We start from the raw sequence: 21,194 nt of genomic DNA on the forward strand, positions 1-21,194 counted from the left end.
ACCGAAAATAATCTGACGGTGTAATGGCGTTTTGTCCTACCTGCGCTACCGTCAAATAGCGAAATAGTTACTTCCAATTGAGTATTTGTGAGCCCGTTAACACGAAGTACCGGGCTGATGGGGCGCAGGGCAGGGAGGGGCCGGACATGAGCAGTCGCATCACGTTGATACTCGCCGGACTGTTTTTGCTGGGGGCCATCGTCGCCGGTTATTGGGGGCTGACCCTTGGCAAGAAGCCCGCGAAAGAAACGCCATCTCCCACACCGGCGACCCAGCCGGTGACGCAAGCCGTCAACAACGTCCAGGATGAATTGCGCAAACCGGTCGTGGTGCTGCGTCGGGATGTTGCCGCCAATACGCCATTGAGTACCGATGATCTCGCCGTGGAGCGCCTGCTGGTGGCGCCGGCCGGGAGTTTCCAGACTGTCGAGCAGGTCGCCGGGCGCACGCCGTGGCGCGAGCTGCCGGCCGGCACCTGGCTGGAAGAAAGCAGCTTCGAGGCCGGCGGCCCGCTGGCGCGGATGATCCAGCCGGGCGAGCGCGCCCTGACCCTGGCGGTGGATGAGGTCAGTGGCGCTGCCGGGCAGATTCGTCCCGGCGACTATGTCGATGTGCTGCTTTACCTGAAGGATGAAACCGACAACCCCCTGGCCAGTGCCCAGGTGGTGATACCCGCCTTGCGCCTGCTCAGTGTCGGCCAGCAAATGGGCCTGGCCAGTGATGGCAAGCCGGCCGAGCCGGTGGAAGTCGATCCCAAGGTCCGCGAGCAGAAACGCCGCGATGCCCCGCGTACCGTGGTGGTCGCGGTGCCCGAAGGGCTGGCGAGCCGGCTGGTGCTTGCCGCCCAGGCCGGCAGCCTGCGCCTGGCCGTGCGCAGCGCTGAAGAAAAACGCCTGGCCCGCTACTGGGCCGACCCGAAAGCCACGGACAGCACCCTGGCCAATGCCAATCGCGAACTCTATCGCTTCAGCCAACTGGCCATGGTCCAGGCCCCGGCGCCTGTCCGTGGTAGTCCGGCGCCACCACGGGCCATGGAAATCATTCGCGGCACGCAGTCTTCCGAACAATCCCACTGAACCCAGCAAGGATGTCCTTCAATGAGCAGCCGTTCTTCACGGATCCCTGGCTACACCTTGATGGCCATGCTGGCGGGGCTGCTGCCGTTGTCCCAAGCGCATGCCGCAAACAAGGGCTGTTCGGCACTGCCGCAGGTGCCGGCAGTGATCGAAATCGACCAAGGCCTGCAACAGGAGGTCCGCCTGCCGGTCGGCATCAGCCGTGCGGCGGTGGGCGATCCGAAAGTCGCCGATGTGCATCCCGTGGGCAATGACGCGGTGCTGCTCACGGCCATGGGGCCCGGCGCTACCAGCCTCAGTCTGTGGACCAATTGCACCAGCACACCGCGCCAGACCATGGTGTTCGTGCGTGGGCGGGCGACGGCGGACATGGTTTCCACGCAAGTGCCGGCCTCGCTGGATGCGGAAACGCCCAGCCAGGTGCAGGCCGATATACGCTTCGTCGAAGTCAGCCGCACCAAGCTCAAGGAAGCCGGTGCGCGCTTGTTCTTCAAAGGTTCGAACAACTCGCTGATCGGCTCGCCCGGCACAGTGCCGAATACCAACGTGACGCCGGGCAATGTGCCGGTGGTCAACCCGTTGATCCCGCTTGGCAACGATATGTTCAACATTGTCTGGGGCGGCGGCAGCAGTCGCTTCCTCGCAGCGATCAACGCCCTGGAGAGCAGCGGCTTCGCCTACACCCTGGCACGGCCCAGCCTGGTGGTGCTCAGCGGCACGACCGCAAGCTTCCTCGCCGGTGGAGAAATCCCGATCCCGGTGCCCAGCAGCGGCAGCGACAACGTGTCGATCGAGTTCAAGGAGTTCGGCATTCGCCTGGCGTTGACGCCAACGGTGGTGAGCCGCGACCGCATCATGCTCAAGGTCGCCCCTGAAGTCAGCGAGTTGGATTACTCCCGAACGGTCAATATTGCCGGCACCACGGTTCCCGGTCTTAAAGTCCGGCGCACCGATACCAGCATCTCCCTCGCCGATGGTGAGAGCTTCATCATCAGCGGCCTCATCAGCACCACTAACCGTTCCGACGTGGACAAATTCCCGGGCCTCGGCGATGTGCCGATCCTTGGCGCGTTCTTCCGTCAGTCAAACGTGCAGAGCGAAGAAACCGAACTGCTGATGGTGGTCACGCCGCACCTTGTCAGGCCGCTGGCCGTCAATGCGAAGCTGCCGGAGCTCCCGGGTGAGCGCCTGCGCACCTACGACCCGAGCTGGGGGCGGCTTTTCTTCCTGGAAAACGGCGACTTCGAACGTCGCAGTGGGTTATCTCAATGAGCGAAAGCCTGAGTCAGACCTTCCTTGCCATCACCCGCAACGAGGGTGATCTGCAATGGCTGCAGACCGCGCTGGCGCCGCTGGGGCAGGTGGTCGGCGCCGGCAGCGGCAGCCTCGATGAAATGCTGGCGCTGGTCGACGTGACCTTCGCCAATCTGGTGTTCATCGGCCTGGACCGCGACCATGTGGTCAACCAGTGCGCACTCATCGAAGGGGTGCTGGAGGCCAAGCCGATGCTGGCCATCGTCGCCCTCGGCGATGGCATGGACAACCAGCTTGTGCTCAATGCGATGCGCGCCGGCGCGCGGGACTTCGTCGCCTACGGTTCGCGCTCGAGCGAGGTGGCCGGGCTGGTCCGGCGCCTGGGCAAGCGCCTGCCGCCAGTGACCACCAACCCGCACCTGGGCGGCCTCACTGTGCTCTATGGCACCCAGTGTGGTTCCGATGGCGCGCTGCTGGCTTTGCATCTCGGGCAAGTGGTGCAGAAAAGCGGTCAGCAAACCCTGTTGCTCGACCTCGGCCTGCCCCGCGGCGACAGCCTGGCGTTGCTGGGCGTGGAGTCGTCCTTTCATTTCGGTGATGCCTTGCGCCATCTGCGTCGGCTCGACAGCACCCTGATCGACAGCGCCTTCGCTCGCGAGGCCAGCGGCCTGCGCCTGCTGGCCTACGCCCTCGGCGATGAAGCGCTGGAGCGCACCAGCGCCGCCGAGTTGTACATGTTGCTCAGTGCGCTGCGGCAACACTTCCAGCACATCATCGTCAACCTCACCGGACAGGCCGACAGCGAGGCGCTGCGCACCTTCGTCAGCCACTGCGACAAGCTGATCTGGTACACCGACCAGAACGTCATCGAGTGTCGGCGCAACCTTGAAGTGCTGAACACCTGGCGTGAAAAAGGCATGAACCTGGAGCACGCCAAACTGCTGGTCGACCGCTACCTGCGCAGCGTGGTGCCGGACGCCGAAGCCCTCGGCAAGCGCTTCGCCTTGCCGGTGCTGACCGAGCTGCCGTCCAGTCCCGAGGTGCGGCTCAACGCCCGGAACCAGGGCCTAAGCCTGTTCGAACTGGCCCCGCGCGACAACCTCACCCATGCCCTCAAGACCCTCGGCGATCGCCTGGCGCGGCGTTCGGAAAACCTCAAGCCCAAGGCCAACAACTGGCTGACGCGGCTCTGGGGAAACAAGCATGACCAGTGACGAGTTGTTCGGCGGACCCCGGGCCAACCTTGGCAACGATCCCCAGGCGCTCAAGCGTGCGCTGCACCGTCACATCATCGATGCCATCGAAGACTCCGGCCGCAACCTGCTGGAAGGCTCGCGCCCGGCGCTGGCGCAATTCGTCACCGAGCAGGTCGGCGATTACATCGCCCGCCTGCACCTGGCGCTGTCGCGCTATGAAATGGAGCGGCTGGCCGAAGAACTGGTCGACGAACTCACCGGCTTCGGCCCGCTGGAAGTCCTGCTGCGCGACACCAGCGTTACCGAAATCCTGGTCAACGGCCCGTACCGCGTGTTCGTCGAGCGCGCCGGGGTGTTGCATCAGACCGACCTGCGCTTCATCGACTCGCACCATGTCGAGCGGGTGATGCAACGCATCCTCGCGCCGCTTGGCCGGCGTCTGGATGAGTCGTCGCCGATGGTCGATGCGCGCATGCCCGACGGCAGCCGGGTCAACGCGATCATTCCGCCGGTGGCGCTGGACGGGCCTTGCCTGTCGATCCGCAAATTCCGCAAGGACATGCTCAAGAGCGCCGATCTGCTGGCGACTCGCGCCATCGATCCGGGGATCATGGCGTTCTTCGAACTGGCGGTGAGCAAGCGTTGCAACGTGCTGGTCAGCGGCGGCACCGGCACCGGCAAGACCACGTTGCTGAACATCCTCAGCCAGTTGATCAGCCCGCACGAGCGACTGGTGACCATCGAGGACGTGGCCGAGCTGCAATTGGACCACCCTCACGTCGTGCGTCTGGAAACCCGGCCGCCGAATGCCGAAGGCCATGGCGAGATCAAGGCCAGCGAACTGATCCGCAACGCCCTGCGGATGCGCCCGGACCGCATCCTGCTCGGGGAGATTCGCGGGGTGGAGGTCATCGACGTGCTGACCGCAATGAACACCGGCCACGACGGCTCCATGAGCACCGTCCACGCCAACACCGCGCAGGACGCGCTGTTGCGTCTGGAAACCCTGGTCGGCCTGACCGGGCTCCAGGTGGCGGAGAAGACCCTGCGGCAGATGATCTGCGCCGCCCTTGATGTGGTGATCCAGTTGACCCGCCTGCCCGATGGGCGCCGTTGTGTCAGCGAGGTGCTGGAAGTGGTTGGCCTGCGCGATGACGTGTACGTCACCAACACCCTGTTCCGCCTTGATCGGCGAGGCGGCACGGCCTTCGTGCGCGACGCGGTCAACCCGGCCGGAGATAAGCTGCGTCACGATCCGCTGGAGTCCGCGCCATGATCGCCCTGGTCTTGGGGCTGTTCGGCCTGCTGTTGCTGAGCGCTTCTGTCAGCCTGTTCTACAGCGGCGTGCGCAAGTCGGCGCAAGAGCGCACCTTGCAGCGGCTGGGCCAATTGCCGGAGCCAGTGGCGGTCGAGGCGCCGACCCGAGACTGGCTGGAGCTGCTGCTGTTGCGCGCCGGCTTCGACCGCCGCGCTGACCGCCTGCTGCTCTGGGGCTCGGCGTGGCTGCTGCTGATTGCCCTGGCCGGCAGTTTTGCCGGTTGGTCGGGGGCGTTGCTGATGGTGGTCCTCGGTCCGTTGCTCTGGCGTTTGTACATGAGCTGGCGCTACCGACGCCGCTTGCGCCGGATGATCGAGCAACTGCCGGCACTGCTCGATCACGCGGTGCGCAGCCTCAAGGCCGGGCGCACCCTCAGTGACGCGTTGCTGGGCGCCATCGAGGTCGCCGACGATCCCCTCAAGAGCGCCATGCAACGGGTGCAGCGCAACGTGCAGATGGGCGTCAGCCTGGATGAGGCCCTGCTGGACCTGGCCGAGCTTTATGACCAGGACGAGTTCCACATGCTCGCCCTCGGCCTGCGTATCAACCACCGTTATGGCGGCAATGCCAGCGAGCTGCTGGAAAACCTGATCAAGCTGATTCGCGAGCGCGACCAAGGGGCTCGCCAGTTGCGCGCCATGACCGGTGAAACGCGGATGACCGCGGTGGTACTGGCGTCGCTGCCGATCTGCATGGTCGGCTACTTCATGGTGGCCAACCCCGGCTACCTGCTGTCGATGTGGCACAACCACAGCGGCCAGATGATGCTGCTTGCCGCGTTCATCCTGCAGGTGTTGGGTTGCGTGGCGCTATGGCGCATGTTGCGGAGTATCTGAAATGGCCTTGCTGATCAGTGCCGCGCTGTTCTTGCTGACTTTCGTGCTGCTGGTGGTTCACCTGGCGCGCCAGCACCGCCGCGAGCAATTGGTCGCCACGCGTCTGCAGGGCCGGGCGAGCGCCGAGTTGGCGCGGGATGGCTGGCTGGAGCGCCTGGGCAGCAGTGCGCTGGCCCAACGCGCGCTGAGCCTGGACGGCGAAACCCGCTTGTTGCTCGACCGCATTGGTTGGCGGCGCACGCGCCAACGTTCGCTGTTCGCTGCGTTGCAGATCGGCGTGCCGCTCTGCGCCGTGCTTATCGCCGTTCTGGTCCAGCAGTTTTTCTACGCCGACAGCAAAACACCGTGGATGCTGCCAATGTTCGCCCTCGGTATCGGCTATCTGTTGCCCAAACGCATCCTCGCCTACGTCGCGGCACGACGGCAGCAGCAGATTGCCGATGAGGTTTCCAGTTTCATTCCGCTGCTGCGCATCCTCTTCGATTCCGGACTCGCGGTGGAACAGAGCCTGCGCATCCTCGGCACTGAAGGGCGACAATTGCTTCCCGTGCTCAGCCAGGAACTGCAACTGATTCTGGTTCGGGTGGACTCGGGACTGGCGTTGGCGCCGGAGCTGGAAAAGACCGCGAAGCTGTTGTCGGTGGACGAGTTCAACGACACCTGCGTGATCCTGCAACAGTTGCTGACCCAGGGCGGTGGTGCGATGAAGTCGCTGCTGGCGCTCAAGCAACTGCTCGATGACCGGCGCCTGACGCGGCTGCAGGAACGTATTTCGAAAATGTCCGGGAAGATGTCCGTCGTCATGATGGTCTTTCTCTTTCCCGCCTTGTTGATCGTGCTGGCCGGGCCGGGTCTGACCGCGCTGGCCCGGGCCTTCAGTCACTGAATGGGGAACTGCGCATGAGAGTCGGCGGATTGATACTGGGCGCGATGCTGTTGAGCGGCTGCGCCAACCAGGGCGGCGCGCCATGGCTGGCCTTGCAGGGTGGTTCGGCCAGTTGCGCCAAACCGGATTCATCCCAGGAACTGACCTTGAGCATGGCCGACGAAATGCTCGCCGACGGCCGTCCTCACGCGAGCCTCGCGCACCTTGAGGAAATGCCCGATAACCTCGCCCAGGTGCGCGTGCGCAAGGCCAAGGTGCTGCGGTTGCTCGGCAGCAGCGAGGCCGAGCCGCTGTACCGCAGCCTGCTGGGCGGCTGCATGGCCGCCGAGGCGGAACATGGCCTGGGGCAACTGGCCTCGGCCCGGGGCGATAACGTCCAGGCCCGGCAACACCTGATGCGTGCGGTGCGTCTGGCGCCCACCGACGAGAAAATCCGCAACGACCTCGGGGTGACCTACCTCAACCTCGGCGAAATGGAAAAAGCCCGCTTCGAATTCCTCACCGCCATCGAGCTGAAAGACACCGACCGACTGGCGGCGGTCAACCTGGTGACCCTGCTGCTGTACCAGGACAAGTGGCAACAGGCCGCCGATCTGGTCAGCCGCCTGGGCCTGAGCTCGGCCCAGTTCAGCGAAGCCCAGGCCCGTGCCGAGCAACTCAAACCCGGCGGCGCGCAGCCGCCCAGGAGTTCCTGATGAACGTGCGAATCCCGCTGTTGATCGTGCTGGTCGGTTTCTCGTGCGCCGCCACGGCGGTTCCCGAAGGGCCTTCGTCCAAGGCCCAGGAAACCACCGAAACCTGGCTGCAACTGCAACCCAAAGGGCTGCACGCCTCCAGCAACCCGCAGGCCACCACACCCAAGGAATATGACCAGACCATGGAGCGCTGGCTGAAGGTGTATGACTACAAGATTCCGGAGGTCTTCAAGTGGGAGAAGGTGACGTCGTCGGGGAGTCAGTGAGTCGGGCGGAAGCTTTCCAGCGTTCTTGAGATCGAGCACCGCCTAAGCGGCGTTCGATCTCAAGGGCGCTCAATGCTCCGTCACCCGCTGCCACGGCGTCGATGATCCAGGCGATAGCGCCAGGGCCAGTTGCGTGCGGTTGTGCATGTGGGTCAGGCGCAGCACCTGCGAGACATAGAGCTTCACCGTGTTCTCGGTGATGCCCAGTTCACAGGCGATCTGGTAATTGGTCTTGCCCTTGCCGACCAGCCGCGCCACATCAAGCTGGCGGGGCGACAGCGGGGAGAAGATGGTCGGGATGGTGACGCTGTCGTGCTCGCTGTCTTCGCTGCCGTCGCCTTTGCCGGGCGCCTGCCCGCGAGCCTTGTCGAGGTCCTGGTAGAGATCGTCGATGGAGTCGGCGAGGTACTTGAGCTTCTGGTTCAGGTGGCCAAGTTGATGGAAGTTCTTCTGCCGTTTCAGCAATTCCGTTTCCTGATGCTGCAGGCCCTTGAGCAACTCTTCGAGGTCGACCGGCTTCTGGTAATAGTCCGCGAAGCCTTCGCGCAGGGCCTTGATGACATCCTGCTTTTCGGCGCGGCCGGTGAGCATGATGGCTTCGAAGGCGCGCTCCTGCCCGGCACTTTTCTTCAGCGCCTTGACCAGCTCGATACCGTCGTACTCGGGCATGTTCAGGTCGCAGAGGACCAGGCCGATGGCCGGGTCGGCGTTGAAGCGATCGATGGCAGTGACGCTGGAATGGCAGGGGACGCAGAGGTAACCGCTGCTTTCGAGGAATTCGCAAAGCTCTTCGACGATCAGTGGTTGGTCATCGACGACCAGGACTTTCACTTGGCTGGTAGGCATTTAACTCGCAACTCCATGCTGAGGTGCCCTCCCTGAAAGCTGCCAAGGCGGTCCCGGGTCACGGTGGGGCACTAACTCAAAAGTAGTCGCTCCTTTCGACTATTTACAAGGCGTAACACCCGTGCTGAAGGCACCAGGCGACTAATGGATCCATAAAGCAGCCAGCAGGAAGCCCGCCATGAGGAATGGGGCGAAGGGCTGCTTTTTTGACACTTCCTCGTGGATCGCCTGCAGGCGCTTCTTAACCTTCTGATTAAGCAGCGACCACAGCCAGCGTCGGCTGATCATCCAGACCAGCACCGCGACTCCGGCGCCGATGAAAGTGCCCAGCAGATACCACTGGTCAGTTGCCAGGGCCAGGGCGCCCAACATCTTCACGTCGCCAGCCCCCAAGCGGCCGAGGATATAACCCGGAAGGGTTAACAACATCACCAGTACCAGCGCGACCGCCGCATCCGTGGGCTCGGCACCGATCCAGGTGTGGCCGGTGACGAACAGATAGGCGAGGGCGAGGGCGGCTGCACCGAGGGTGAGGACGTTGGCGATCTGTCGTTCGCGCACATCCTGTTCGGCACAAAGGGCAAGCCACAACAGCACGACTAGACTTTGCATTGGCGAAAGGCCATCCCCTGGTCTGATTGATTCTATGCTTGTCAAAGAGGTGTCACTGTCAGGGTAGACGCGATCATGAAAGCGAGCTTAGGTGGACGGGAAAAAGGTGCGGTGGCGATTGAGTTCGCCCTGGTCTTCGTAATGTTCTTTACGGTGTTCTACGGGCTGCTCAGTTACAGCCTGCCCATGCTCATGGTGCAGTCGTTCAACCAGGCCAGCAGCGAAGCGGTGCGCCGCTGCGTGGCGCTGGACCCGACCAGTGCGACCTATGGCACCGACGTCACCAACCTGGCCAAACAGGTGCTGGAGCAACAACTGGCCTGGCTACCTGGTGCATTGCGTTTCCAGTACGCCAGTGACGCCACCGTGACGCTGACGTCGGGCAAGCTGCTGACGGTGAGCGTCCACTACGACAAAGCCAAGATCACTTCGGCGATGCCGGTGCTGGTGTTGCCGGTCATCGGCGAAGTGCCGCGACTGCCGGCGCGACTGGGTGCTCAAGCGAGCCTGCAACTTTGAGCGGCGGCTCGGGGTTATTCGACCGCTGGCGGACCCGCGCCGGCGAACTTCCGACCTGGCCCGAAACCTCGGCACCGCCCGCGGTCGGCCTGCAACTGTGGCTGGATAATCAGGCGCGAGTGCTGCGCCTCAGCGGCCCGTTGCGCACCGTGCTGGCCTTGCCGGCGCAGATGCCGGCGCGATTGCAGGACTATGTGCAGCCTCATAGCCTGCTGGCCCTGGAAGGCGAGCCGCCGGACTGGCAGGCGCACCCGCTTGACCTGGACTTCCGCGCCGCCGCAGGTCACACCTTGCATACCCGTGGCTGGTTGCTGGCTCAGCCCGAGGGCTGGTTGCTGCAACTGTTCGACATCGGCGACCTGGTGCAGCAACAACGCCAGGGCCTGGCTGCGCAGCAGCGACAAATGCTCGCCAGTGAAGTCGCGGCGGCGCTACGCGATTGCAGCCTTGAGCACCTGGCGGAACAGGCCGGCGAGCAGTTGCGCCGTCTCGCCTGGCACTGGCAGGCGGGTTGGGCGATGTTGTGGGTACGGGGCGCCGGCGGCTGGAAAAACTACGTGCACTACGGCGACAACCTGCCCTGGAGCGAGCAACGGCTCGGCCTGCTGCTCAACGACCTGCCGACCGCGCACCTGAGTCACAGCGAAGCCCAGTCGGCCTTGCAGGTGCTGGAATTACCGTTCTACCTGATGCCCCACACCCAGCAGCATGAAGTGCAGGCCTGGCTGCTGTGCGAGGACAGCGGCCAGCCGCGCCTGGGGGACGATGCCCTGTTGCTCGCCGACGCAATGGCCGAGCCGCTGCTGGCACGCCTGGCCGGTGACCGGCTGCAGGCCAGTCAGCAGCGGCTGGACAATGTTCAGGGGCTGCTCGGCGCCGGTTGGTGGGAGTGGTCGCCGCATGATCCTTACCTGCATCTGGCGCCGGGGCTGGCGATCAGCTTCGGCGTGCCGGCGCGGGTCACCCTGGCCGACTGGCTGACCCAGGTGCACCCGGCCGATCGCGAGGCGGCGCTGCTGGCATTCACCGGCCTGCAACGCCAGGGCGACAGCCTGCAATTGTGCCTGCGCCTGCTCGGCGACACGCCGCGCTGGTATCGCCTGTGCGGCGAGCTGCGTGGTCAGGGCGAGGCGCGCCGGTTGCACGGCTTCATGCTCGATATCAGCGACATCAAGCAACAGGAACAACAGGCCAGCGCCGCCCATGCGCGGCTGGACAACCTGATCGCCAGTTCGCCGGCGGTGATCTACATCCAGCACTACGACGACGGCGCGCTGCACGCCGAGTTCTTCAGCGCCAGCCTGCAACCGTTGCTCGGTTGGCAGCCCGTGCCGGGTGAGCGCCTGCAACCGGCGCAATGGGTGCATCCTGACGACCAGCCGCTGTGGCTGGCGCGCACCCGCACCCTGTTGCGCGAAGGCCAGGTGCGCAGCCGCTACCGCCTGCGCGACAGCGAAGGCGGCTGGCACTGGGTGCTCGACGAGGCCCGGCTGTTGCGCAATGACCTGGGCATCCCGGTGGAGGCGGTGGGCATCTGGCTCGACGTCACCGAGACGACCCAGGCCGCCGAGCGGGTGCGCCAGAGCGAGGAGCGCTATCGCGTGCTGGTGGAGGATTCGCCGGCGATGATCTGTCGCTACCGCCCCGATCTCGAACTGCTCTACGGCAACCGGCCGCTGGCCGATTACCTGGAATGCACCCCGGCGCAACTGCCGGGCATGAACCTCGGCAACTGGCTGTCGCCGGGGCAGCGCGAGCTGTTTGTCGAACGCATTGCCCGGCTCAGCCCTGATGCGCCGGTGAGCAGTGACGAAGTCTGCCTGCAACTGCCGGGGCGCCAGCATGCGTGGTGGATCTGGTCGGACCGCGGCCTGTTCGATGCCGACGGCCGTCTGCTGGAGATCCAGGCGGTGGGCCGCGACAACACCGAAGTTCGGCGCAGCCAGCAACTGCTGCTGCAGAGCGCGAAGATGGCCACCCTCGGCGAGATGTCCACCGGGCTCGCCCATGAGATCAACCAGCCGCTCAACGTGATGCGCATGGCGGTGGTCAACGCCCTCAAGCGTCTGGAAGGCGGCGAGGTGGATGTCGATTACCTGCAGGAAAAACTCAAACGCATCGACGCCCAGGTGGTGCGCGCGTCGAAGGTGGTCGATCACATGCGCGTGTTTGGTCGCCGCTCGGAGGTCGAGCGCGGGCTGTTCGAGCCCTGGGTTGCGGTGGAGGGCGCGCTGTCGCTGCTGGCCGATGGTCTGGCCGCCAAGAATGTAGCGGTGCGCCTGGGTGATCCGCTGACGGGGTGTCCGGTCAGCGGTCATATGGATCAGTTGGAGCAGGTGTTGATCAACCTGATGGTCAACGCCCGTGATGTGCTGATGGAGAAGAAGCCAGAGCAGCCGTGGATCTCGCTGCGCAGCGAGCGCGATGGCCAGTGGGTGCGCCTGTTGGTGGAAGACAGCGGCGGCGGCATCGAGCCGCGTCTGCTGGAGTGCATCTTTGAACCGTTCTTCACCACCAAGCCGGCGGGTGTCGGGACCGGACTGGGGTTGTCGGTGAGTTACCGGATCGTCGAAAGCATGGGCGGCACGCTGAGCGTCAGCAATGGCCGGGACGGGGCGCGCTTCGTTATCGAGTTGCCGGTTCAGAGCACCAGTTGAGCGCGGTTGCAAGTGAGGTTGGCGCCGACGTCGGTCACCAGCAGATCAATGCCGAGCACCTTGAGCAGTGAGTTGATCAGCGGATTGGTCAGCCGGTCGAGCAAGGTCGTGATTTTTGGCACCAGGATGTTCTTCACGCCGTTGAGCAGGCCGGTGGCCGAGGTGACCACCTGCCCCAGCGGGTGAGCGCCTTGCGGCTGGTACGCCAATAACTGCACGCCCGTGAGTGTAGTGCCGAGGCTGGCAACGGCATTGCTGGCGCCGGGGGTCGACTTGTACACCGTCAATTGGTTGAGATTGGGCGGTGCGGTAGCCCCGCTGAACAGCACATCGACCGCAGTGCCGGGAGGTGTTCCCAGCACGGTGGTATCGACTTTGATGCCAATGCCACCTCCGGCGAAGGGTACGCGCGTATCGCAGCCAAGCGGAATGACGATCAGCCTGGTACACACGTTGGTGCCGAAGTCGATCAGCGGAATGGGCTGGATCACCGCGGTGCCAGAGTTGAAAAAGTCACTGGGCGTGTCGAACTTGCCTACTGCGACATCCGCCACGGAGCTTTCGGTACTGGCGGTGAGGGTCTTGGCGGGTGTGCAACTGTAGTCACTGACTTCGCTGGTGGCCTTGGCTACTTTAATGCCGATATGAATCTGCTGCACATTGGGCATCAACTGGATATCGCTGACTTTGCACGGCACCAGCAGCGCGCAGCCGACCGATTGCAGGGTTCCCTTGAGGTTCAGGCTCAGCAGATTACCGATCAGTGTGGTCAGCGGCGAGGCGAGTGAGAGCACTTCATTCACCAGGCCGGTGATGTCTTTCAGTATCGGTAGATCAAGAGAAATCAGTGCTTTCACTTGAGCCGTGTGCACCTTGATTTCGTCGGTCTCCGGATTGCCGATGGCGGAAAACTGCTCCGGTTCGATTACCTTCAGACTGATCGTGCCCGTCACCAACCCCAGCAGGTTGAGCGGAATCTGCGCCACCGCCGCGCTCTCCTTGGCCGCCAGCATCACCGACGCCTGCACCAGGTCGATGACGTTGACCATGGTGTCGAGCCCAGCCCTGGGAGTGCCGTTCTGGATATCCAGCATGTCGCCCAGGTGGATCACGGTGCTGTTGTTGGCGCCCACCACCACCTTGCCGAGGTTGGTCACCACCTCGGCCAGCGCGCCGGACTGGTTCGCCACATTCGCCGCAACCTGGACGATATCGGTGACATGCAGGTCCTTGGCCAGCAGTTCGTCGTAATGGCCGGCGCCGACGTTGGCCTTGATCGCCAGCGCGTCGAGAAAACTCAGCAGGTTGACCTGCGTGTTGGCGATGCCCTGCCAGCCCACCGCATCCAGGGTCACGCGTCCGCCCAGCGGGTCGATCAGCGCATTGAGCAGCGCCGACTTTTGCGTGTCCATGGTCAGCAGGGTCGACCGTAGACGCAGCATGGCCACTGGTGCAGCAGTGGCCACGGCCTGGGCATGCAATTGCAGGGTTTCGGGAATGGGCTCGCCAGCCACCAGGTTACGGATGCCGGCGGCGATGCTGGTGGGCACGTTCACGGTGCCCGCGACCTTGATGGCCTGGGCCAGGCTCGCATTCGGGTTGAAGCTGCGCAGGCTGTTGGCGCCGGTGCTGACGCTGCCGCAAGTGGTGACCAGGGTGTTGCCGCCGCCGAGGGTGAAACCGTTGCGCACTGCGCTGGTGTTCGCCAGCGGCGCGGCCTGCTGTCCGATGCCATTGCAACTTCCGCCCTGGCCCGCGGCTTCCAGGGCGGCCATATCGACGATCCGTTGCAGCTTGCGCTGTTCCATGTAGAGCCGCCCGCCGTCCACCGCGAGCAGGCCGAAAACCACGGCGAGGGCCAGTGTCAGCGCGGTCATCAGGCCGATGGCACCGCCCTGGCGTGTAGCGAATCGGGAAGACACGAGCACTCCTTTGCCGGCACATGGCCGTGCACGTCGCGTGCGTCCAAGGAGTGTAGTCAAGAACATGGCCAGTCGCCTTTATCGGTGACCGGCCATGGACGAAGGGTCAATGAGGTGGGTAGTTGGCCAGCACCTGATTGACGGTTTTCTGGATCGCGGTGTTGCGTTCTTCCGGCGTCGGCGGGTAGTGGTTCATGGTCTGCTCGGCGCTGCCGCGCCAGACCAGCTTGCCGTCGCGGCCGTCGAACAGGTCGATCTGGATGGTCGCCACCTTGTACTCGACGGTGCGGGTCTCGTTGAACGCCGGGCCGCCCCAGTAGCCTCCCCAATAACCGCCCCACGCGCCACCGTACTGGGTGGTGACCTGTTGATGACGGTTTTCCACGATGAGATAGGTCTGCACGTTCAGATCGCCGCGAGTGCCGGGCTGCGCAGGACGCAGGCCGCGCTGGTCGAGTTGCCCGCTGACGGCCTGGCGAATGCGTTGTTCGGTGAGATCGCTCTTGATCCGGGGATCATCCGGGCGGTATTGCAGCGCCGGTTCCAGCCAGGTCCAACTGCGGTACGCGGCGAAGTCGCGGCTGGCATCGAAGTCCTGGCTGACGTTGTTGGTCTGGCAGGCTGCGAGCAGTGCCAGCAGCGAGAATAAAGCAAGTCGGCGGAACATGGTCGTACTCCAATGACGTTGACTAGCTGGGAGGATAGCCGCTCATGGCTTTTTCGACGGCCTTGCGCAGGGCCTCTTCGCGATCGCTCAGGGAACCCTGGCTGCCGCTCTCGGCACTGGCACTCCAGACCGGCTGGCCGCTGCCGGCATCGAACAAATCGACGCGCACCACCATCACCTCGATCTCGTAGGTTCGCACCACGGGCACGCTGCCGTAGAGCCCGTAGCTGTTGCCGTAGTAACCGTGGCGATAGCCCATTCCGCCATAGCCACCATAGGGATAGTAATCATCGTCGCGGTACTGCCGCAGGCGCCGTTCCATGCGCATGCCGGCGCTCACCAGCAGGTCGCCGCGGCCACCACGGGCGGGGCGCAGACCGCGCTGGTCGAGGGCATTGCTGACCACATCGGCCAGTTGCGCGGCGTCGGTCGCGGCGTTGCCGGCGGGCAACTGGCCGTCGCGCCAGGTCCAACTGCGGTAGCGACCGTAGTCGCGGGCCGGTGCCGGGTAGGCGCTCTGGTCAAAGGTCGTGGCGGCCTGCGGGGGCGCGGGCGGCAAGGGCCGGGAGTCGGCGACATAAGGGTTGCTGCCCTGGCAGGCGGCCAGGGCAAGACAAGTGAGGGCGAGGACGACACGGTACGGCATGTGGCTCTCCCAGGGCGTTGGGCCCTAACGGGGTCGACATATCCAGTGCAGGTAACGACCGAGGCCGGCGAAGGCCGGGTGACGACGGTGGGCCAGTTCCATTTCGAGCAGGTCGATCAGTTCGGCGCGGGCCTGGAATTCCGTGGGCATATAGTCATGGAACACGCGCACGCCGCTCTCGGTGTCTATCTGCCATAGACCTTCAACTTGCGCCCTGAGTTCGCGCGGATCAAGGGGTTTCTGTGGCGTCAGGCTCTGCTTTTCACCGGCCAGGGTGTTGCGCCGCATCTTGCGGAAATGGCCTTTGAGCAGGTTGCGGTAGACCAGCGCGTCGCGGTTGTAGAACGCCAGTGACAGCAGGCCATCGGGGCGGGTGAGCTGATGCAGCACTGGCAGGATGGTTTCCGGCTCGGCGAGCCATTCCAGCACCGCGTGGCAGATCACCAGGTCATAGGGCTCGGTCAGTTCACCGAGCAGGTCCTGCCACGGCGCCTGGATGAAGGTAGCCGGCTGGCCGGCGGCCGCGAAGCGCTCGCGGGCGCCGTCGAGCATCGGCGCGGCGGGTTCGGCCAGCGTCAGGTGATGCCCGCGCTCGGCCAGCCACAACGACATGTGGCCCAGGCCCGCGCCAATATCCAGCACCCGCAATGGGCGATCCGGCAGGCACTCGGCGAGGTCTGCCTGGAGCACCGCGAGGCGGATCGCGCCTTTGGCACCGCCGTAGATCTTCTCGGCGAAGCGGGTCGCCAGGGCATCGAAATGACGGTCGTTCATTTGGCGAAGCGCCTCTCGCTGTCGGCCAGTTTGGCGCGCACCACCTGCTCCATGTCCAGGCCCAGTTCGCTGCACAGCAACAGCAGGTAGAGCACCACATCGCCCACTTCCTGGCCGGCGTGTTCCAGCTGTTCGGCGGACAACTGCCGCGACTGGTCCTCGCTCAGCCACTGGAAGATTTCCACCAGCTCGGCCATTTCAACGCTGGCGGCCATGGCCAGGTTTTTCGGGCTGTGAAAACCACGCCAGTCATTGTTGTCGCGGATGCGGTGCAGCCGTTGAGTGAGTTCTTGCAGATTCATGTGGGGTCTCCTGAGGCGGTATAGCTTCAGGGGGAAGCGGGTGGCTGGCAAGCGATGCGTGTCTAATCGAGCGGTCGCCATGTGCCGCTCATATGCACCAGCCCGCCATGCCCGCTCAAGCGGAACTGCCCGCTCGGCGCCTCTTTGCTGCCATCCAGGATGACCTCGCTCGGCAGCCGCACCGGCTTGTGGAAATCCACCGCCACTTCATAGCCACTGCGCGGCAAGTGCCCGCGCAGGTGAGCCAGGGCCATGGCCTTGCTCCACATGCCGTGGGCGATGGCCTGTGGAAAACCGAACAGCTTCGCGGTCGCGGCGCTGAGGTGGATGGGGTTGTAGTCGCCGCAGACCCTGGCGTAATGCCGGCCGATATCGCTGTCGGCATACCAGCGGGTCAGCTCGCTCATTTCCAGTTGCGCCGGCTCTTGCGCCACGGGCGGCTCGCCTTCGAGTTTCATGCCGCGACAAAGCATGCGGCTGCTCTCCGACCAGAGCAGCCCGAGGCCGTCTTCGGCGTCGGTGCGCAGGTCGAAGGTGGCGCCTTTTTCGTGAGGCTGAAGGTTATCCACAGACACCGCGAAGCGCAGCCGCGACACGCCGCCCAACGGGCGCAGCACACAGATGCGATTGCTCAGGTGCACCAGCCCCAGCAGCGGAAACGGAAACGCTTTGTCCGTCAGCAACTGCAATTGCAGGGCGAACGCCATCACATGTGGATAAGTCGGCGGCAGGCGGCCGTCGTTGCTGAACAGGCAGAGCTTGCGGTAAGCGGCCAGATTGCGTTCATCGACGCTGAGCGAGCAGCGCAGGCCGGTGGTCGGCAGCGTGTCGCCGCTGATCTTGCGCTTGCTCGCGGCCTTCAGGTACAGCCCGGAAAGGCCGGCGGTGTGACCAACGTCGTGCCAGGTCTGGGTCATGGTCAGGCCCCCATCACGGCTTGGCCGCACACCCGCAGCACTTGGCCGTTGACCGCGCCGCTGCCCGGCTGCGACAACCAGGCAACTGCTTCGGCGACGTCCTGCGGCAGGCCGCCCTGGCCGAGGGAGCTCATACGCCGCCCGGCTTCACGCAGGGTGAACGGGATGGCCGCGGTCATGCGGGTTTCGATAAACCCCGGCGCCACGGCGTTGATGCTGGCGCCGCGCTCGGCTAGCAGCGGCGCCCAGGCCTGCGCGAGGCCGATCAGGCAGGCCTTGCTCGCCGCGTAGTTGGATTGCCCGCGATTGCCGGCGATCCCGCTGATGGAGGCGAGCAGGACGATCCGCGCGTTGTCGTGCAGGGCGCCGCCGTCGAGCAGGGCCTGGGTCAGCACGGCCGGGGCCTTGAGGTTGACCGCCAGCACCGAGTCCCAGTATTCCGGGGTCATGTTGGCGAGGGTCTTGTCGCGGGTGATGCCGGCGTTGTGCACGACGATATCGATGCCCTCCGGCAGGCCCTGGAGCAGTTGCGTCGCTGCGTCGCTGGCGCAGATATCCAGCGGCAAGGCACGACCGCCGAGACGCTCGGCCAGGGCGTGCAGATCATCGCTGGCCTGCGGTACGTCCAGCAGCACGACGTCGGCGCCGTCCCGGGCCAGGGTTTCGGCGATAGACGCGCCAATGCCGCGCGCCGCGCCGGTCACCAGCGCCGTGCGCCCGGCGAGCGGGCGGGTCCAGTCCTGCACCTGGCTGGCGCAGGCTTCCAGGCGCAGCACCTGGCCGCTGACGAAGGCGCTTTTTGGCGACAGGAAGAAGCGCAGCGCACCTTGGAGTTGGTCTTCCGCGTCGCGGGACACATAGAGCAATTGCAGGGTGCCGCCGTTGCGCAGTTCCTTGGCCAGCGACCGGCTGAAACCTTCAAGGGCGCGCTGGGCGACCCTGGCCAGCACCTCGTCGAGATGCTCCGGCGCACGCCCGAGAATGACGATATGCGCGCTGCCGGCGAGGCTGCGCAGCAGCGGCTGGAAGAACTCGCGCAACTGCTTGAGCTGATCGATATCGCTGATGGCGCTGGCATCGAACACCACCGCCTTGAGCTTGCTGCCCAGCCCGGCGACCCAGGCCGGCAAGCCCAGGGCTTCGTCGGCGAAGCTGTAGGACTCGTCAGTGAGACGATTGGCGAACGCCGCCACCTTCGCCGCCAGCGGCCCGCCACCCAGCAGCAGGGCGCCTTCCACCGGGCGCAGCCGACCGGCTTCCCAGCGCTCCAGGCGGGCTGGCGCGGGCAGGCCGACAGCACCGACTACACGGCGTCCGAAATCGGAGTTGGCGAAGTTGATATAGCGATCGCTCATGAGTACGTCTCCCTGAAATAAGCCACAAAGTGTGGACCATGATCGGCCATTGGTCGTTCGCTCCAGGAAAAAACACCTACGCTGTAGGCGTCTATTTCGCGAAGTAAGGAAAGTTTTCTATGCGAGTTTTGCGCCGGGTCGCGATCATTGGCGGCAATCGAATCCCTTTCGCCCGCTCCAACGGTCCTTATGCCCACGCCAGCAATCAGGTGATGCTGACCGCTGCCCTGGAAGGGCTGATCGAGCGCTTCAGCCTGCACGGCCTGCGCCTGGGCGAGGTGGCTGCGGGGGCGGTGCTCAAGCATTCCCGCGATTTCAACCTGACCCGTGAATGCGTGCTTGGCTCGCGCCTGTCGGCGCAGACCCCGGCCTACGACATCCAGCAGGCCTGTGGCACCGGTCTGGAAGCGGCGTTGATGGTTGCCAACAAGATCGCCCTGGGGCAGATCGAATGCGGCATTGCCGGCGGCGTCGACACCACCTCCGATGCACCCATCGCCGTCAACGAAGGCCTGCGCCGGGTGCTGCTGGAAGCCAATCGCGGCAAGAGCACCGCAGACAAACTCAAGGCCCTGCTCAAGCTGCGGCCAAGCTTTTTGAAACCCGAACTGCCGCGCAATGGCGAGCCGCGTACCGGGCTGTCCATGGGCGAGCATTGCGAGCTGATGGCGCAGACCTGGCAGATCGGCCGCCAGGAGCAGGACGAACTGGCGCTGCGCAGCCACCAGAACATGGCCGCGTCCTTCGCCGAAGGCTGGCACAACGATTTGCTGACGCCGTTCCAGGGCTTGTCCCGCGACCACAACCTGCGCCCGGACCTGACCCTGGAAAAACTCGCCAGCCTCAAGCCGGTGTTCGAGCGCAGCGAGAAGGGCACCCTCACCGCCGGCAACTCGACGCCGCTCACCGACGGCGCCTCGGTGGTGCTGTTGGCGAGCGAGGACTGGGCGAAAGAGCGCGGCCTGCCGGTGCTGGCCTACCTGCTGGACGGCGAGAACGCCGCGGTGGATTTCGTCAAAGGCCACGAAGGCTTGTTGATGGCGCCGGTCTACGCGGTGCCGCGGCTGCTCGCGCGCCACGGCCTGAGCCTGCAGGACTTCGATTACTACGAAATCCACGAAGCCTTCGCCGCGCAGGTGTTGTGCACCTTGAAAGCCTGGGAGGACGCCGACTACTGCCGCGAGCGGCTGGGCCTCGACCAGCCGCTGGGGTCCATCGATCGCAGCCGGTTGAACGTGAAGGGCAGCTCGTTGGCCGCCGGCCATCCGTTCGCTGCTACGGGCGGGCGTATTGTCGCCAACCTGGCCAAGCTGCTCGACCAGGCGGGTCAGGGCCGCGGGCTGATTTCCATCTGCGCCGCGGGCGGTCAGGGCGTGACGGCGATTATCGAGCGCTGACCAGGGCGGCGGCTTCCCGGGCCGGCTGGTTGGCGTAATGCTCGGCCATGATCGAGCAGACGATCAACTGCAGCGGGTGATAGATCATGATCGGCAGCAGGATCAGTCCCAGGCCCGGGTGGGCGCCGAAAATCAGCGCGGCCATCGGTGCCCCGGCGGCCAGGGACTTCTTGCTGGCGCAGAACACCGCGGCGATCTCGTCGGGACGGCTGAATTTCAGCGCCCGCGCGCTGCGGGTGGTCAGCCACAGGACCAGCGCCAGCAGCACCGCGCTGCCGACCAAGGCGGTGACGATCACCGACAGCCCTTGTTGCTGCCACATGCCCGACATCATCGAGTTGCAGAACGCCGCGTAGACCAGCAGCAGGATGACCAGCTTGTCCATGACATTGGTGTAGCGCTTGTGCCGGGCGAAGAAGCGTCCCAGCCAGGGCCGCAGCGCCTGGCCCAGCAGCAGTGGGGCCAGCAGCAGGCCACAGAGGTCGAGCAGGGTGGCGCCGAGGTCGATGCCGTCGCTGCCGCTCCCCACCACCAGGCTCACCAGCCATGGCGTGATGAAGATCCCCAGCACGCTGGACAGGCTGGCGTTGAGGATCGCCGCCGGCACGTTGCCGCCGGCGCTGCCGGTCAGTGCCACCGAGGACGAAATGGTCGAGGGCAGGGCGCACAGGTACAGGAAGCCGAGCATCAGCAGCGCCGGAACCTGACTGCCGAGCAGCGTCTTGCCCAGCAGCCACAGCAGCGGAAAGACCACGAAGGTGAAGAGCTGCACCATCAGGTGCAGGCGGGTGTTTTTCAGGCCGTGGCGGATCTGCTCGCTGGACAGGTTGATGCCGTGGAGGAAGAACACCAGGAACACGCCGATATTGATCACGTATTCGGCATGCATCGCCCCGCCCGCCGCACCGAAGTGCGGGAACAGCCAGGCGAGAAAGGTGGCCAGGAACATGCCGCAGAGGAACCAGTCGGTGACCACGCGCTTGAGATGTTTGATTGCTTGCATCGGCGTACCTTCGAATCATCTTGTAATAATCGTGGTTGAGGCTAACCTGC

21 protein-coding genes are annotated in these 21,194 nt (G+C 64.8%); 11 read left to right on the plus strand and 10 right to left on the minus strand.

Going from position 1 to position 21,194, the window contains the following annotated elements; all coding sequences use genetic code 11:
* The first annotated feature begins 146 nt into the window (after positions 1–146).
* The 8 genes from cpaB to NTD82_RS22050 are packed head-to-tail and all read left to right on the plus strand — an operon-like array spanning position 147 to position 7,527.
* The gene (gene cpaB, locus NTD82_RS22015) at positions 147–1,076 is read left to right on the plus strand and encodes a Flp pilus assembly protein CpaB (protein ID WP_262130218.1); all 930 of its coding nucleotides are present in this window, start codon (positions 147–149) and stop codon (positions 1,074–1,076) included.
* A 21-nt stretch (positions 1,077–1,097) separates the two neighbouring features.
* Positions 1,098–2,348, plus strand: a complete 1,251-nt coding sequence (locus NTD82_RS22020) for a type II and III secretion system protein family protein (RefSeq protein WP_410017077.1) — start codon at positions 1,098–1,100, stop codon at positions 2,346–2,348.
* Positions 2,345–3,544 carry a pilus assembly protein gene (locus tag NTD82_RS22025; RefSeq protein ID WP_262130219.1) on the plus strand — a complete coding sequence of 400 codons (1,200 nt, stop codon included), beginning with the start codon at positions 2,345–2,347 and terminating at the stop codon, positions 3,542–3,544. Before NTD82_RS22020 ends, NTD82_RS22025 begins: the two co-directional genes overlap by 4 nt.
* Entirely contained in the window at positions 3,534–4,802 is a 1,269-nt protein-coding gene (locus NTD82_RS22030) for a CpaF family protein (protein ID WP_262130220.1), read from the plus strand. Before NTD82_RS22025 ends, NTD82_RS22030 begins: the two co-directional genes overlap by 11 nt.
* Positions 4,799–5,680: a type II secretion system F family protein gene (locus tag NTD82_RS22035; RefSeq protein WP_262130221.1), complete on the plus strand. Its 882-nt coding sequence runs from the start codon at positions 4,799–4,801 to the stop codon at positions 5,678–5,680. The genes NTD82_RS22030 and NTD82_RS22035 overlap by 4 nt, the downstream gene beginning before the upstream one ends.
* Position 5,681: 1 nt before the next feature.
* On the plus strand, positions 5,682–6,566 hold the full coding sequence (locus NTD82_RS22040) for a type II secretion system F family protein (protein WP_262130222.1): 885 nt from the start codon (positions 5,682–5,684) through the stop codon (positions 6,564–6,566).
* A 14-nt stretch (positions 6,567–6,580) separates the two neighbouring features.
* Positions 6,581–7,261, plus strand: a complete 681-nt coding sequence (locus NTD82_RS22045) for a tetratricopeptide repeat protein (RefSeq protein ID WP_262130223.1) — start codon at positions 6,581–6,583, stop codon at positions 7,259–7,261.
* On the plus strand, positions 7,261–7,527 hold the full coding sequence (locus NTD82_RS22050) for a DUF3613 domain-containing protein (protein WP_262130224.1): 267 nt from the start codon (positions 7,261–7,263) through the stop codon (positions 7,525–7,527). Before NTD82_RS22045 ends, NTD82_RS22050 begins: the two co-directional genes overlap by 1 nt.
* Positions 7,528–7,596: 69 nt before the next feature.
* On the opposite strand, the gene NTD82_RS22055 is transcribed toward NTD82_RS22050, so the two are convergent.
* Together NTD82_RS22055 and NTD82_RS22060 are read right to left on the minus strand one after the other, a co-directional pair.
* Positions 7,597–8,373 (minus strand): response regulator transcription factor, encoded by a 777-nt coding sequence (locus tag NTD82_RS22055; RefSeq protein WP_175653335.1) that lies wholly within the window; start codon positions 8,371–8,373, stop codon positions 7,597–7,599.
* A gap of 141 nt (positions 8,374–8,514) precedes the next feature.
* Entirely contained in the window at positions 8,515–8,985 is a 471-nt protein-coding gene (locus tag NTD82_RS22060) for a prepilin peptidase (RefSeq protein WP_262130225.1), read from the minus strand.
* 75 nt (positions 8,986–9,060) lie between these two features.
* Here NTD82_RS22060 and NTD82_RS22065 point away from each other — a divergent pair, with 75 nt between their 5' ends.
* Both NTD82_RS22065 and NTD82_RS22070 read left to right on the plus strand, forming a co-directional pair.
* Positions 9,061–9,504 carry a TadE/TadG family type IV pilus assembly protein gene (locus tag NTD82_RS22065; protein ID WP_095156065.1) on the plus strand — a complete coding sequence of 148 codons (444 nt, stop codon included), beginning with the start codon at positions 9,061–9,063 and terminating at the stop codon, positions 9,502–9,504.
* Positions 9,501–12,161, plus strand: a complete 2,661-nt coding sequence (locus tag NTD82_RS22070; protein WP_262130226.1) for a PAS domain-containing sensor histidine kinase — start codon at positions 9,501–9,503, stop codon at positions 12,159–12,161. Before NTD82_RS22065 ends, NTD82_RS22070 begins: the two co-directional genes overlap by 4 nt.
* Here the strand turns inward: NTD82_RS22070 and NTD82_RS22075 are convergent.
* The 7 genes from NTD82_RS22075 to NTD82_RS22105 all read right to left on the minus strand — a co-directional run bounded on the left by NTD82_RS22075 (position 12,146) and on the right by NTD82_RS22105 (position 18,744).
* Positions 12,146–14,083 carry a pilus assembly protein TadG-related protein gene (locus tag NTD82_RS22075; RefSeq protein WP_262130227.1) on the minus strand — a complete coding sequence of 646 codons (1,938 nt, stop codon included), beginning with the start codon at positions 14,081–14,083 and terminating at the stop codon, positions 12,146–12,148. The two genes, NTD82_RS22070 and NTD82_RS22075, sit on opposite strands and share 16 nt — an antisense overlap.
* A gap of 106 nt (positions 14,084–14,189) precedes the next feature.
* Positions 14,190–14,750: a DUF4136 domain-containing protein gene (locus tag NTD82_RS22080; protein ID WP_095156068.1), complete on the minus strand. Its 561-nt coding sequence runs from the start codon at positions 14,748–14,750 to the stop codon at positions 14,190–14,192.
* 22 nt (positions 14,751–14,772) lie between these two features.
* Entirely contained in the window at positions 14,773–15,396 is a 624-nt protein-coding gene (locus NTD82_RS22085; RefSeq protein WP_262130228.1) for a DUF4136 domain-containing protein, read from the minus strand.
* Between the two features lie 24 nt (positions 15,397–15,420).
* Positions 15,421–16,170: a methyltransferase gene (locus NTD82_RS22090; RefSeq protein ID WP_095156070.1), complete on the minus strand. Its 750-nt coding sequence runs from the start codon at positions 16,168–16,170 to the stop codon at positions 15,421–15,423.
* Positions 16,167–16,472, minus strand: coding sequence for a MazG-like family protein (locus tag NTD82_RS22095; RefSeq protein ID WP_175653329.1), 306 nt, complete (start codon positions 16,470–16,472; stop codon positions 16,167–16,169). The genes NTD82_RS22090 and NTD82_RS22095 overlap by 4 nt, the downstream gene beginning before the upstream one ends.
* Positions 16,473–16,534: 62 nt before the next feature.
* Positions 16,535–17,389, minus strand: coding sequence for a MaoC family dehydratase (locus NTD82_RS22100; protein WP_262130230.1), 855 nt, complete (start codon positions 17,387–17,389; stop codon positions 16,535–16,537).
* A 2-nt stretch (positions 17,390–17,391) separates the two neighbouring features.
* Positions 17,392–18,744, minus strand: a complete 1,353-nt coding sequence (locus NTD82_RS22105) for a 3-oxoacyl-ACP reductase (protein WP_262130232.1) — start codon at positions 18,742–18,744, stop codon at positions 17,392–17,394.
* A 119-nt stretch (positions 18,745–18,863) separates the two neighbouring features.
* On the opposite strand from NTD82_RS22105, the gene NTD82_RS22110 reads away from it, so the two are divergent.
* Positions 18,864–20,141, plus strand: coding sequence for an acetyl-CoA C-acetyltransferase (locus NTD82_RS22110; RefSeq protein ID WP_262130234.1), 1,278 nt, complete (start codon positions 18,864–18,866; stop codon positions 20,139–20,141).
* Here NTD82_RS22110 and NTD82_RS22115 read toward each other — a convergent pair.
* Positions 20,128–21,144, minus strand: coding sequence for a bile acid:sodium symporter family protein (locus tag NTD82_RS22115; RefSeq protein WP_262130236.1), 1,017 nt, complete (start codon positions 21,142–21,144; stop codon positions 20,128–20,130). The genes NTD82_RS22110 and NTD82_RS22115 overlap by 14 nt on opposite strands.
* Positions 21,145–21,194: the final 50 nt, after the last annotated feature.

Origin of the sequence: Pseudomonas sp. 5P_5.1_Bac1, assembly GCF_025466015.1 — a bacterium.
In the GTDB taxonomy this organism is placed as follows: domain Bacteria; phylum Pseudomonadota; class Gammaproteobacteria; order Pseudomonadales; family Pseudomonadaceae; genus Aquipseudomonas.